At 65.9% G+C, this 13,389-nt stretch carries 11 protein-coding genes; 6 read left to right on the top strand and 5 right to left on the bottom strand.

Features of this window, described 5'->3' with window-relative positions; all coding sequences use genetic code 11:
- The first annotated feature begins 27 nt into the window (after window positions 1–27).
- From GEMMAAP_RS13520 to GEMMAAP_RS13505, 4 genes are all read left to right on the top strand, one after another.
- The gene (locus GEMMAAP_RS13520; RefSeq protein WP_202969137.1) at window positions 28–939 is read left to right on the top strand and encodes a pseudouridine-5'-phosphate glycosidase; all 912 of its coding nucleotides are present in this window, start codon (window positions 28–30) and stop codon (window positions 937–939) included.
- Between the two features lie 120 nt (window positions 940–1,059).
- Window positions 1,060–2,226: a tetratricopeptide repeat protein gene (locus tag GEMMAAP_RS13515; RefSeq protein WP_026848768.1), complete on the top strand. Its 1,167-nt coding sequence runs from the start codon at window positions 1,060–1,062 to the stop codon at window positions 2,224–2,226.
- A complete protein-coding gene (locus tag GEMMAAP_RS13510; protein ID WP_026848769.1) occupies window positions 2,223–3,308 on the top strand; it encodes a tetratricopeptide repeat protein in 1,086 nt (361 codons plus the stop codon). Before GEMMAAP_RS13515 ends, GEMMAAP_RS13510 begins: the two co-directional genes overlap by 4 nt.
- Entirely contained in the window at window positions 3,305–5,971 is a 2,667-nt protein-coding gene (locus GEMMAAP_RS13505; RefSeq protein WP_026848770.1) for a M16 family metallopeptidase, read from the top strand. The genes GEMMAAP_RS13510 and GEMMAAP_RS13505 overlap by 4 nt, the downstream gene beginning before the upstream one ends.
- Here the strand turns inward: GEMMAAP_RS13505 and GEMMAAP_RS13500 are convergent.
- On the bottom strand, window positions 5,968–7,500 hold the full coding sequence (locus tag GEMMAAP_RS13500; RefSeq protein WP_026848771.1) for a hypothetical protein: 1,533 nt from the start codon (window positions 7,498–7,500) through the stop codon (window positions 5,968–5,970). The two genes, GEMMAAP_RS13505 and GEMMAAP_RS13500, sit on opposite strands and share 4 nt — an antisense overlap.
- Before the next feature lie 69 nt (window positions 7,501–7,569).
- Here GEMMAAP_RS13500 and GEMMAAP_RS13495 point away from each other — a divergent pair, with 69 nt between their 5' ends.
- The gene (locus tag GEMMAAP_RS13495) at window positions 7,570–8,109 is read left to right on the top strand and encodes a CDP-alcohol phosphatidyltransferase family protein (RefSeq protein ID WP_053333758.1); all 540 of its coding nucleotides are present in this window, start codon (window positions 7,570–7,572) and stop codon (window positions 8,107–8,109) included.
- A 466-nt stretch (window positions 8,110–8,575) separates the two neighbouring features.
- On the opposite strand, the gene GEMMAAP_RS13490 is transcribed toward GEMMAAP_RS13495, so the two are convergent.
- Complete coding sequence (locus tag GEMMAAP_RS13490) at window positions 8,576–8,839, bottom strand: hypothetical protein (protein ID WP_145979139.1); 264 nt, start codon at window positions 8,837–8,839, stop codon at window positions 8,576–8,578.
- 133 nt (window positions 8,840–8,972) lie between these two features.
- Window positions 8,973–9,833: an alpha/beta fold hydrolase gene (locus GEMMAAP_RS20330; RefSeq protein ID WP_158514862.1), complete on the bottom strand. Its 861-nt coding sequence runs from the start codon at window positions 9,831–9,833 to the stop codon at window positions 8,973–8,975.
- A 144-nt stretch (window positions 9,834–9,977) separates the two neighbouring features.
- Between GEMMAAP_RS20330 and GEMMAAP_RS20325 the strand changes: the two genes are divergently transcribed.
- On the top strand, window positions 9,978–10,700 hold the full coding sequence (locus GEMMAAP_RS20325; RefSeq protein WP_158514861.1) for a DsbA family protein: 723 nt from the start codon (window positions 9,978–9,980) through the stop codon (window positions 10,698–10,700).
- Between the two features lie 106 nt (window positions 10,701–10,806).
- Here the strand turns inward: GEMMAAP_RS20325 and GEMMAAP_RS13475 are convergent, their stop codons facing one another.
- Together GEMMAAP_RS13475 and acs are read right to left on the bottom strand one after the other, a co-directional pair.
- Window positions 10,807–11,178 carry a hypothetical protein gene (locus GEMMAAP_RS13475; protein ID WP_026848773.1) on the bottom strand — a complete coding sequence of 124 codons (372 nt, stop codon included), beginning with the start codon at window positions 11,176–11,178 and terminating at the stop codon, window positions 10,807–10,809.
- Between the two features lie 148 nt (window positions 11,179–11,326).
- Window positions 11,327–13,291 (bottom strand): acetate--CoA ligase, encoded by a 1,965-nt coding sequence (acs, locus tag GEMMAAP_RS13470; RefSeq protein WP_026848774.1) that lies wholly within the window; start codon window positions 13,289–13,291, stop codon window positions 11,327–11,329.
- Window positions 13,292–13,389: the final 98 nt, after the last annotated feature.

The raw sequence follows: 13,389 nt of genomic DNA, 5'->3' as shown, positions 1-13,389 counted from the left end.
TGTGCACCGCGCTGTACTATGGCCAGTGTGAGTGCCACTCTGCCGCACCCCTGTAGTACCGCAGCCGTTCACGCCGCGCGCGAGCGCGGTGGTGCCATGGTCGCCCTTGAAAGCTCCGTGCTGGCGCAGGGGCTGCTGCCGCCATTCAACCGCGAGGCGGCGACCCGCATGATGGACGCCGTCGCCGCCGCTGGCGCGACGCCGGTCGTGACCGCCGTGGTGCGCGGCGTCCCGTCGTTCGGTCTGGAACCGGACGATCTCGAGCGCTTCCTCGCTCGCGAGGGGGTGCGCAAAGTGTCGGCCCGTGATCTGGGTATTGCCGTCGCCGATCAGGCCGACGGGGCCACCACGGTGGCCGCCACCTTGGCCATGTGCACCTTGGGTGGCCTTGAGGTGTTTGCCACCGGTGGTATCGGCGGGGTGCACCGGGATGCCCCCTTTGACGAATCGGCGGATCTGGTCGAACTGGCCCGTACGCCGGTCATCGTGACCTGTGCCGGCGCCAAGTCCATTCTGGATCTCCCGGCCACCTTGGAGCGCCTCGAAACGTTGGGCGTACCGGTGGTGGGATATGGCACCAGCGAGCTGCCCGGTTTCTTTTCCGTGACAACGGGACTGCGCCTCACGGCGCGCCTGGATTCGCCGGAGGCAATCGCCCGCGCCTGGCGTGCCCACCGGGCTTTGGGGCGCACCAGCGCCATGCTGGTGGTGCACCCCCCGCCGGCTGAGCATGCGGTGCCCGTGGAGCTCGTGGAGGCCGCCACCGTTGCTGCGTTGCGGGCCGCCGCCGACGCCGGTATTCGCGGGGCTGCGGTCACCCCCTTTCTCCTTGCCGATATTCAACAGCGTACCAATGGCCGGTCCGTCCAGGCCAATCTGGCGTTGCTCGAAAACAACGCTCGGCTGGCCGGACAGATTGCCGTGGCGTTGCAGTCGTGACCCGCGTCCACCTTTGCCGGCCTCGCCGCCGCGTCCCGCAGGTAGCGCCCAGGTGTTGAACGAAAGCCGTCGAATACGGTACTATCCGGTAACCCGCTCGATCCGGAGGCCTGTCTCGCAATGTCCAACCCGTTCCTGAGTTCCGAGGAATATGACGAGCGCGCGCATTCCCTCTACAACGAGGGGAAGTACGATGACGCGCTCCAGTTGCTGCGTGAAGGACTCGCGCTGTATCCGTCGGCCGTCGAACTGCATGTCGGCACCGGGTATGCGCGCCTGGCCCGCGAAGAATTCGCGTGGGCCCGGCGCAACTTCGAAGAAGCACTGACGCTCGATCCTGAACACGAAGATGCCCTCGCCGGCTTTGGTGAGGTGCTTCTCAAGTTCGGGCAGACGGACGCTGGCCTGCGCTCGTTCGAACGGACCATCGAACTGGGCTACGAAGACGACGTAGACCTCATGCTCCAAATCGGTCGGGCCCTCTTCCGCGAGGGGTACGTGGAGCAGTCGCTCCCGTTCTTCGAGCGGGCCGTGCAGCACGCCGAGGATTCTGCCGAAGCCGTGGCCTGCATTGGCTATGCGCAGCACCGCCTTGGCAACGATGTGGAGGCCATGGTGGCGTTGCGTCGGGCCCTCGTGCTCGACGAACAGTTCGCCGAAGGGCGGGTGTACCTCGCCAATCTGCTCTACGACGCCGGCGATATGGACGGTGCGCTGGTTGAGTTTGAAAAGACCACCCCGGACGATCATTGGGATGAGCTTGGTATCTGGCGTCTCATTGAGCTCAAGAAGTCGGTGTACAAGCTCAGCGACGACGACGGGGAACTGAAGCCGTGGGAAGCGCGCCTGACGGAGCTTGCCGGTGAGCCCGATGCCATCGATGAGCTGCTCGCCGAAGTGGAGCAGGCCGCCATGGAAGAGGAGCAGTCGGAAGAGCAGCAGTCCCAGAACCAGCTCGAAGCACTCGGCTCGCTGCTGACCGGCCTCGTCGGTCAGCAGCAGGCCGGTGAGCAGGGCGAGCACGAGAGCACGTCCACCGACGTACTGATGGCCGACAACGGCGTGCATCGCGTCATCATGCGCGATGGCAGCTCGTTTGAAGGCAGCTGGGAAGAGATCGTGCAGGCGCTGCGCGATGCGCGCGATGCCGGTCGCCCCCTCGACGAATACATGGCCATGGAGGCGCGCCGATTCTATGGCGCGACCGGACTGCGCGTGGCCTCGCACGCCCCCGAAGCGTTTCTGCGCGGTGGGGCGGATGCTGGTATGCTGCGCATTGTGCGGTGAGCCTCCCCCCTGCGAATCCTCGCGCCGCGCTTGACGCGGCGCGAGTCGTCTTCGCCACCCCCGAAGTGGCCACGGCGCCAGCGCTGTGGCGCTCGGCCCAGGAGCTGTTGCAGATGGTGCTCGGGCGGCCGGAGCTGACCGGTCAGGCGCTGGTCAGCGAAGTCCGACGTTTGGGGCTCATCACCTTGTCGGATGCCCACGCGCTGGTGGCGCTGAGCGATTGGTCGGATCGGTCGTCGGGGGCCGCAACCACCGAAGCCGAACGGCTCATCGTTCGCGAAGCCTGGATGGCCCTCGATCATGCGGTCCCCAGCGCGCCGCCGCCGTCGTTCGCCCCGCCAGCGGCCTCGCCGTATGCGCCACCCGCGGCCCCCGACTATGCGCCCCCGGCGGCGCCGCAGTACGCCCCTCCGGCGGCCTCCGCTTCCCCGACGCCAAGGAGCTACAGCCCGCCGCCTGCTCCCGATGCCGCCCCGGCCCACATGGATGTGGATCCACCCGCTACCTCGTCGCATCGCCGTCGCCTCTACCTGGGATTGGGGGCGTTGCTCCTGGTGGCCGTTTGTGTCGCTGGGGGGGTGTGGTGGTACGTAAGAGGACGCGCCGAGCGCGCCCTCAATGACGGCGTGGCCGCGTATCAGCGAGGGGCCCGTGAGGTGGCGCGGGCGGCCTTTGTCCAAGCGGCACAATCTGACCCCGGTGATGCCAGGCCCTTGGTGTACCTCGGACGCATTGCCCGCGAAGAAGGGGACCTCGCGCGGGCCCGGCGTTTTCTCACCAACGCTGTGCGACTGGCGCCGCAAAGCAGCATTGCGGCGCGCGAGCTGGCGTCGCTCATGCTGGCCGACGGGCAGCCCGAAATCGCACGGCGCTTCTACGTGCGCGCCATTCAACTCGATCCCGCCGATCGCACCGCGCAAGGCTTTCTCGGCTGCGCGCTCGTTCGCCTGCAACGCGTAGACGAAGCGCGTCGCTGGTTGGAGCGGGCCGGCCCGGGCGACTGGCAACAGTGCAATCCCCCCATGCTTCCACCCGGCGCGCCAATGGCGCCGCCCGGGTACCCGCCTGTTCCCCCCCCATGACCCACACGCTGCTGCGTCCCAGCGACGCACTCGCTCTGCACCACGACACCCACCGCGAAGTGCTCCCGAACGGACTGACGCTGCTGGTGCGGCGCGATCCGTCGGCACCGGTCGTGTCCATCGTCACGTACGTCAAGGCCGGCTACTTCGACGAGACGGATGATGTGGTGGGGATCGCCCACGTGCTCGAGCACATGTTCTTCAAGGGCACGCCCACCCGTGGGGTTGGGCAGATCGCGCGGGAAACGAAGGCGAATGGTGGCTATCTCAACGCCCACACGATTTACGATCACACCAGCTATTACACGGTGCTGCCGTCGTCGGGATTTGTGGCCGGGTTGGAGATCCAGTTCGATGCCTATGCGCGCAGTGTGATTGATGGGGAAGAGTTGGCGCGTGAATTGGAAGTGATCATTCAGGAAGCCAAGCGCAAGCGCGATACGTCGTACGCGGTGGCCATCGAGTCGCTGTACGCCGTGCTGCACGATCATCATCGCATTCGCCGCTGGCGTATTGGTGAGGAAGTGGGGCTGCGGGGGCTGTCGCGCGAACAGCTGGTGGGCTTCTATCGGCGCTGGTATCGCCCCGACAACACGGTGCTGTGCATTGTGGGCGATGTGGAGCTCGAGCAGGTCCGCACCGAGGTGTACGCCCGCTATGCCACGCTCGATGCCGGCGCGCCCGCGCGTGATCGCGGGCCGCAGGAGGTGCAGCTCCCGGGGCTCCGTCGCAAGGAATGGAGCGGAGACATTGCGCAACAGCACGTCGCGTTCGGCTGGCGCGTGCCGGCCCTTGGACATGCCGACACCCCAGCGCTCGATCTCGCCGGCATTGCGCTGGGCACGGGGCGGGCGTCGCGGTTGTACCGCGCGGTGCGCGAAGAGCAGCTGGCCAGCGGTGTCACGGCGTGGAACTACACCTCCGGCGACGTGGGTGTTTTCGTGGCGCATACTGAGGGTGCGGCGGCCACCGCCCGAGACGCCATGCGCGCCATGTGGCGCGAAGTGCAGGCCGCGCGCAGCGACGGATTCCGACACGGCGAAATCATGCGTGCCCAGCGAATTCTCGAGGCGCGCTGGTTGCGGCGGTTGGAGAGCATGGATGGGCAGGCGCAATATCTCGCCGGGTGGGAAGCCGAAGGCGGCCTGGAGGCGGCGTCGCGTTACTACGATGCGCTGCTCACACTTGATGCCGACGCCGTGCAGGGAGCGATGCAGCGCCATCTCGATCCGGCACAGGTAACGATGGTCTCCTACCGGCCGGATGGCGCATCGCCGGTGGTGGAGTCGGATGACGCCCTACGCGCACTGCTGGAGGCGGAGGCCGGTCTTGGCAGTGCCGTGATGCCGCCGTCGTCCATGGCCACGCCCCCGGTCGCGCACGTGGCCATTGCGGCCCCTGCAATCCATGTGCATCTCGCGGCCGAACAGCACGACGAGGTGCAGGTGTATCGCACCACCCAGGGTGTTCCCGTGCTGGTGTTGCCACGTCCGGGGGCCCCCTTGGTGAATCTTGGCGTGTTTCAGCGTGGCGGTGCCGTGCTCAATGATGTGGCCCACGAGGGGCTGGCCCGCATCGCCATGCAGAGTTCGCTCAAGGGCACCCGCACCCGGACGGGTGCGCAGGTGGCCGAAGCGGCCGAGGAACTGGGAAGCAGTATCGGCGTGAGCGCCGGATTGGAAAACATCGGTTGGAGCATGTCGGTGCCAGTGCGTCACTTGTCGGCGGCGACGGAATTGCTGGGGGATGTCATCCAGCGTCCCATCTTCGCGGACGAAGCGATTGAAACAGAGCGGGCGCTGGCGCTCACCGAAGTCACCCGGGTGCGTGATGACATGTACCGCTGGCCGCTGCGTCTGGCCACGATTGGCGCCTACGGTGCGCATCCGTATGCCCGTTCGGTGTTGGGGAGTGAGGCGTCGCTTGCGGCGCTGACGGCGGATCAGGTGCGGGCGTTCCACGCGCAGCAGATCATGCGCGGCGCGTCCGTCATTGCGGTTGTGGGGGATGTGACACCGGACGACGTGGCGCAGCTCATGCAGCGGCACCTGGGCACGTTGGTCCATCGCGAGCAAAGCGCGCTACCGTCGCATGCCTGGCCCGCCGAATCGCATCGCACGATTGAGTCCCGTGCCAAGCAGCAGACGGCCATTGCCATGCTCTTCCCGGGGCCGTCGCGCACCGAACCGGCGCGCTTCGCCGCGCGGGTGCTGTCGGCGATTGCCAGCGGGTTGGGTGGACGCTTCTTCGAACAGTTACGGGACAAGCAGTCACTGGCGTACACCGTGCAGGCATTCCCGCTGGAGCGCATTGCGGGCGGTGCCTTCGGCGCGTACATCGCCACCGGCCCCGATCGGGAAGAGGAAGCGCGCGAGGGCCTGTTGTTGGAGTTCGCGCGGTTCCGCGAGGCCCCGCCCACCGCGGAAGAACTCGAGCGCGCCACCCGCTACCTCATTGGGGCGCACGCCATTGCACAACAGTCCGGTGGTACGGTGATGTCGGAGATGGTTGATGCGTGGCTCTTCGGCGAGGGGCTGCATGAGCGACACGACGTCACGGACCACCTGCGTCGCGTGACCGCCGACGACGTGCAGCGCCTGGCGCAGCAGTACTTCGATCCGGCGCGGGTCGTGGAAGGTGTGGTGCGCGGGACGCTGATTTAGCGTCCGGCGCGCACTTCGCGCAGTTCACGGGCCGCAAGGCCAATGGCACCGATTGCGGCGCGCGGCCGGCCGTTGGCGGCACGTAACCCCAGCCAACCGTCGTAGTCTGCCGGTTCGCCAATGATGGCCGCGCCAATCCACGGACGACGAGAGCCCCAGGCGAGCGCGCGTCGAATGGCAGCGGTTTGTGCCGCATCGCCGTGGGCATGCGGAAGCCCGCCCACGTTCACCAGCCAGTGGGGTTGAGTCCCGCCCCCGCGCTGCTGGCTCTGGGCATGCCATCGTTCCAGCGCGCGCAGGCGTGCGTTCACCGCCGGGAGTCCGCTGAAGCTGGGATAGATCGCGGCGCCAATGATCTCCACTGGTGCGTCGGGCTGCGCGGCCCATGCATACACGGCGCTGTCGATCACGTCGAGGCGAGACGCACTCCAACCGAGCCGTGTCCGTGGGCGGACCCGCTCCACTTCGCGGGCGGCGCGCGCCATCATGTCGCGCCACCACGCCACGGTCGGGGGCGTGGCGGCAAACCAGCGGGGCAACGGATCGGCGAGCGCCGGAAAGAATACGTCGGGCTTTACCCGCGTGAGGACGCGCTCAATGGCCGCCAGCCGGTCGGTATCGTCGAATGAGGAGGGACGGCCTTCCACTCGCAGTCCCACGGCAATGCGTACGCTGTCGGCGCGGAGTGGCTCCAGCACCCGCGCCAGCGAATCGAGAGCCGCGCCTCGCGTGCCTTCGGTATCCAGCAGGATAAGCACCACGTCGGGAGCGAACGCCGTGATCAGCGGGGCGTCGGCCTTCACGGCTCGCGCCGGCGGCGCACCGTCCAGCACCGGATACAGCCGCACCCCAATCACGAAATCGCCACGTGGGCGCGCCTGCATGGGCTCGCCGGCGGCGACTTGATAGCTACGCACGGCCGCCACTCCTCGCGGCCATTCTATCACCAACAGTGTCGTCAGTGCCGTGGCGGCCAGTACCAAAACCGCGCGCACGGCACCGGAGAGCCGCCACCGTGCCGGATAGGCCGGCGCAATCATGGGAACGAGCGCGGTCAACGGCGACACCAGCGCAGCGCGCCCGACCGTGATACCGACAATCACATCACGTGCCGACAGCACCGATTGCAGCGCCAGCGGCGCCGATCCGGTTTGTGCCACGAGATAATCGCCAACGGCGATGGCCACGAGCACCAGATCGTACAGCAGGATGGGGATGCCAACAAGTACCGACACGAGGCGCGCAAGCAGCGCGTACAGGACCTGCAGCGCCATGGCGATGGCCACCACCGGGATGATCCAGGTGATCCCCGAAATGGTGCGGGCGCCAGCCTCGGTGGCCGAGGCAATGCCAACCACCAGCGACGGCACGACCAGGAGTCCGCAGAAGGCCGCGAGCTGCGTGAACGCACGCGGGGCCTCGCGGCGCGCGGCAATCCACCCGGCCAACGCGACGTCCCAGGCGAGCACGGCCGCAGCAATGCCCACCACCACCAGCGGCAACGGATCTCTCAGGGCGTCGTGCAGCATTCTTCAGTGACGATAATGGCCGCGACGGATCGCTGGCACCCCGGGGCCACAAACGGGTAGCTTACCGTCATGCCGCGCGCTACCGATGCCACGCGAATCGTCACGGTCCCCAATCTGGTGTCCACATCTCGTGTGGCACTGGGCTTTGGCTTTCTGGTCCTCGACGCGGTCCCCATGCGGCTGGCCCTCATTGCCGTCGCCTCCCTCACCGATTTCCTCGACGGATGGATTGCGCGGCGCACGCACGCACAATCACGCATTGGGGCGTTGGTGGATCCGGTGGCCGACCGATTCTTTGCCCTGTGCGTGGTTGTCGGCTATGTGGCTGGCGGGCAATTGGGTGTATGGCAGGCCATCGCGCTCATGTTTCGCGATGTGATGTCCATCATTGGCTGGTTCGTGGCCCGTAACGTGAGCTGGCTTCGTCCCATCACGTTCAAGGCACGGTTGCTCGGCAAAGCGGTGACGGTGCTGCAGCTGATCACGTTCCTCGTCGTGCTGCTGGCGCCGTCCGCCACCGACGCGCTGGTGTGGTTCGTCTTCCTCGTGGGCGTGGCGGCGACCGTAGACTACACCCTCATGCTCTGGCGCGAACGCGTACGGAACTGAGAGGCGAGATGCGCGATTGCCGAGGTGAGATCTGGAGGTGAGAGTGTTGCGAGTGGAGACAATGTGATGGATATCGAATGTGAGCGGCGAGATGACCACGACAATGAGAAGTGCGAGTGGTTGCCTCCGTGCGGATGTGCCCTCCACGAGCGTGGGTAACTGCGGCGTTACGGCGGGGACGACCGCTGTTCCAGCGGCGTCCGGGGTAACTGCGGGGCCCCGCCCCTACCCAGCGGTGCCCGTGTGGGGCACCTGCGCGCGGACGAAGTGCTCGGGCCTCGCATCGTCGTCGTTGTCTGAACACTCTCATATTCGATATCCATCGCATTGTCTCCACTCGCAACACTCTCACGCTCTGCATCGCAGATCGGAGATCACAGATCACAGATCGCAGATCTCATGAGGGAAAAAGCAAACGCCCCTTTTGGGGGCGCCTGCGATGGCGTCTGTTCTATTACCGCAGCGTTCAGATGTTCGCGGTTTCCTGCTTCTTGGTCGGCTGCGCAAAGCGCTCGCCGAGCGTACGCAGTTCCGTAACTTCCGGAGCTTTGAGCTCAGGATAACGATCCTGAATGTAGACCATCGTGGCGTCGAACCACTCCTTCTGGTCTTCGGGATGACACCCGATTACACCGCACTGCATGATCTGCTGGAACATCTCGTCACGGGCCTCCTGATAGGGAGAAGGCGCCATGGAATCACGACGCGGACGAAGCTTGGGCTTAGCCATTTCCTCTGGGTAGTGCGTCGAACAAGCTGACCGGCGACTCCGGTGCAGCATGGGAAAGTTAACAGATGAGGCACCCCCTTCCTAGGGCCTGAGGGGGTTGACAGCTCACCGGCGACTGCCGCCGCCTCTGGAATTACGCAAGAAACGCCAGAAGCGCTGCACGTAAGGCGGCCGGGTCATCCTCCGGCACCAGTGCGCCTGGGGCCCGGGCGGTCACCAGAGGGCGCAGGGTGGCGGCCGGCAGCAGGGCCCGCCAGGCAGCGACACGGGCGGGCGCGGCGTCCTTCCCCGACAGCGTTGCGCCGGCCCCGTACCAAAGCAGGGTCTGGCCGGCAAACAATTCGGCGCCAGCCAGGGGGCTCTCGTTCAAATCGTTATCTGACAACGAGATGGCGCTCGCCAGCTGCAATAGCTCGGCTGCCCCGTTGGTCCCCACCCAGGGGGCCATGTACCGCATCACCAGACGTTCCGGCATCTGCGCCGGATCGTGCACGGCGTCCGAGAGCAGCGGCTCTAGCAACGGCCGCGCCCCGAACAGGGAGTTGGCGCTCAGCGCCGACAGCGCCGACAGGCGCTGCAGCGAGCGGATCGCTGGTCCGGGAAGGTCGTCCGGGAGCGGCGCTTCCAACAGGGCCAGTCGCTGCACGCGCCCGGGATGACGGGCCGCCAGAATAACCCCGACCAACGCCCCGACGTCCTGCCCCACCACCGAAACCGCCCCCAGCCGGAGCGCCGTCAGGGCGCGTTCCACGTATTCGGCCTGGGATGCCAGATCGTACGCCACGCCAGCCGGCCGGTCGGATTCGCCGAACCCCAGCAAATCCACCATGACGACCGTGCAGCCAGCCGATGCCAGGGCAGGCGCCACGGAACGCCACAGGAAGGAGCAGGTACCAAAGCCGTGCAACAGCACGACCGCCGGCCCCGCCCGTCCCAGTCGCTCCACATGCAGGGCGCCCGCGCCCACGGGAATTCGCAGGTGTTCGGTGTACACGCTGGCAGGATAGCGCAGAGAACCACTCGGCGCATACCTTCCACTCACTTCCCACAGCATTTCTGTGCTGCGCAGGCCCACGCGCAGATACTGGACCCCCACCGGCGCCATGCCGGACGACGACGAGGAGATCGAGTGGCAAAGGTGACGCCGAAGAAAAAGTCGAACACCGGATTCATTGCGGTGATCGGTGTAGTCCTGTTGGCTGGTGGTGCTGCCCTGTGGGGCACCATGCAGAACAAGCCCAAGCCCATTGAGCTGCCGGCCGGTACGGCGCTCCCGCAGGCGGAAGGGTATCTGCGCGGCAATCCGAACGCCCCGGTATCGATTGTGGAGTTCGCCGACTTCGAGTGCCCGGGCTGCGGGCAGTTCGCCACGCTGCAGGGCCCCGACATCAAGACCCGTCTCGTGGACGCCGGCCTGGCCAACTTCCGCTTCTACGATTTCCCGCTTACCCAGATCCACGGCAACACGCTGTTCGCGCACCTCGCGGCCGCCTGCGCCAATGATCAGGGCAAGTTCTGGGAGATGCACGATCAACTGTTTGCCAGCCAGCCGGAGTGGAGCACCCAGTCCACGACCAATCCGCGCAAGGTCATTGAACCGCTGGCACAGGCCATCGGCCTCGACATGGCGGCCTACAACGGCTGCATGGACTCCCAGAAGCATCTGCCGCGTATTCAGGCCAACGCCGCCGAAGGACAGCAGCGCGGCGTGAACAGCACGCCCACCATCATTGTGGGCAACAAGGTGTACGCCGGCGGCCTCACCTTCGATCAGCTCAAGAAGGTGGTGGACTCGCTCGCCGCGGCAGCGCCGGCGGCGGCTCCCGCAGTTGCTCCCACTCCGGACAGCACGAAGAAGTAAGGGGACCGCATCGACGAAACCCACGATACACGACCAAAACGCAAAACCCGGAACTGATCAGTTCCGGGTTTTGCGTTCGAGTTGTGCGTCGTGAGTTGCTACGTCGTCACGCGCGTCGCCGGCGCGCGGCCGCTTCGTCAAGACGTATTTCCGGCAACGGCACCGCACTCACGGTGCCGTTGCCATTTAGGGCCTCCGGTGCCGGCACCAGCGCTTCTCCCAGCGCTACCAGCGCCCGTGTAACCACCACGGTCGCCAAGGGATCGGCCACGCCGAGTTCCCGCACATAAATGTCGAGCGCCCGTTCGTAGCCCACATCGGTGGCAAGCGTGTCGACAAACATCAGCGCGTTCTCCACGTGCGTGCGAATGAGCGCCTCTTCCGCGCGCGCCTGCGCCAGGCGCACCCGCTGTTCGGCATCGGCCGACAGCTTGCGGGGAAAGAGCGTTTCGGGGAACAGTTTGCTGAGCAGTGACATGGTACGACGGAAAACGGAGACCCAGCCATCTGGCATAACTACGAACCAGGTGCATCCCCGGTTTCGCAACACCAGACCAACCTACTGACGAGTCATACCCGGCATCTGTACCGAAGGTCACGCAGATCCCGGGTTGCCAATAGTATCGTCAGCTTTCCTGCGCTTCGTACTGGTCCTTCAGGCTGGCCACGACCGATGGGTCAGCCAACGTCGTGGTATCGCCCAGGGCGCGTCCCTCGGCAATGTCGCGCAACAACCGCCGCATGATCTTGCCACTACGTGTCTTGGGCAGGTCGGCCGAGAACAGAATGTCGTCGGGGCGCGCGAGTGCACCGATTTTCAGCGCGACATGTTCGCGCAGTTCATCGCGCAGCGATCCGCTCTGGGTAAATCCGGCCCGTAGTGTCACGAAGGCGGCAATGGCCTGACCCTTGAGGTCGTGACTCTTGCCCACTACGGCGGCTTCGGCTACGGCCGGGTGATCCACCAGTGCGCTCTCCACTTCCATCGTGCCGATGCGATGGCCGGCCACGTTGAGCACATCGTCCACACGCCCGAGAATCCAGAGGAAGCCATCGTCGTCGCGCTTGGCGCCGTCGCCCGGGAAGTACAGATCGGGTCGGCCCTCCCACTTGGAGAAGTACGTGTCCACGTAGCGCTGATCGTCGCCCCAGATGGTTCGCAGCATGCTCGGCCACGGATGGGTAATGGCCAGCAGGCCGCCGCCCACCGCAATCTCGTTGGCCTGCGAATCGAGCAGCGTGGCCTTGATGCCGGGGAACGGCGTGGTGGCGGAGCCGGGCTTGGTGCTGGTCACGCCGGGGAGCGGCGTGATCATGATGGAGCCGGTTTCCGTTTGCCACCAGGTATCGACAATGGGGCAACGCTCCTTGCCGATGACTTTGTGGTACCACATCCACGCTTCCGGATTGATGGGTTCACCCACCGAACCCAGCACCCGCAGCTGCGACAGGTCGTGTTTCTCCACGAAAGGAGCGCCCCACTTCATGAAGGCGCGAATGGCGGTGGGCGCCGTGTAGAACACCGTCACGCCGTACCGCTCGCAGATCTGCCAGAAACGATCCTTGTCGGGCCAGTCCGGCGCGCCTTCGTACATCACGCACGTGGCGCCGTTGGCGAGCGGCCCGTAGGTGAGATACGTGTGGCCGGTAATCCAGCCGATGTCGGCGGTGCACCAATACACGTCTTCGTCCTTGAGATCGAAGACATACTTGGTGGTCGCCGCGGCGCCGGTGAGATAGCCGCCGGTGGTGTGCACGATGCCCTTGGGCTTGCCCGTGGTCCCCGACGTATAGAGGATGAACAGCACGTCTTCGGCATCCATCTCCTCCGGCTCGCAGTACTTGGGGACCTGCCGCTTGAGACGGTGCCACCAGTGATCGCGCCCTTCCTGCATCTCGGCGAACGTCTCGTCGCCTACGCCGCTGCGGCGGCGCATCACCACGAGTACATGTTCAATGGTGGGACACTCTTTCAGTGCTTCGTCGGCGTTGCGCTTGAGCGGCACCGTTTGCCCGCGACGATAGCCGCCGTCGGCGGTGATGAGCACCTTGCACCCGCAATCGTTGATGCGATCGCGCAAGGAGTCCGGAGAAAAGCCGCCAAAGACCACGGTGTGAATGGCGCCAATGCGTGCACACGCCAGCATGGCAATCACTGACTCGACGATCATGGGCATGTAGATCGCCACGCGATCGCCCTTGGTCACGCCCAGCCGCTTGAGCATGTTGGCCGCGAGGTTCACTTCGCGGTACAGGTCCCAATACGTCCACGTGCGACGATCACCGGGCTCGCCTTCCCAGATCAGCGCGGCCTTGTTGCGGCGCGGCCCGTGAATGTGCCGGTCCACGCAATTCACCGACACGTTGAGGGTGCCACCCGTGAACCACTTGGCGCGCGGCGGCGTCCACTCGCACACCGTTTCCCATGGCTTCATCCAATCCAGCGTGGCCGCTTCGCGCGCCCAGAAGGCATGTGGCGCCATGCCCGCGTCATCGTGCAGCCGCGAATCGTGGACATGGGCCTTGGCCTTGAACTCGGCGGATGGGGGAAAGCTGCGGGTTTCCTGGAGCAGGACGTCGATATCGTTCATGGACGGCTCATGCGGCGAGGCCGGCGGTGGGAAGACAGCAGGAGGGGCAGGGGAGTGGTGGTCCCCCGCAACGGACAGCAGGCCGTCCATCGCGGGGC

Origin of the sequence: Gemmatimonas phototrophica (assembly GCF_000695095.2) — a bacterium.
Lineage (GTDB): Bacteria > Gemmatimonadota > Gemmatimonadetes > Gemmatimonadales > Gemmatimonadaceae > Gemmatimonas > Gemmatimonas phototrophica.
Note: the sequence above shows the minus strand (reverse complement) of the source record. Positions and strands in the feature narration are given on the sequence as shown.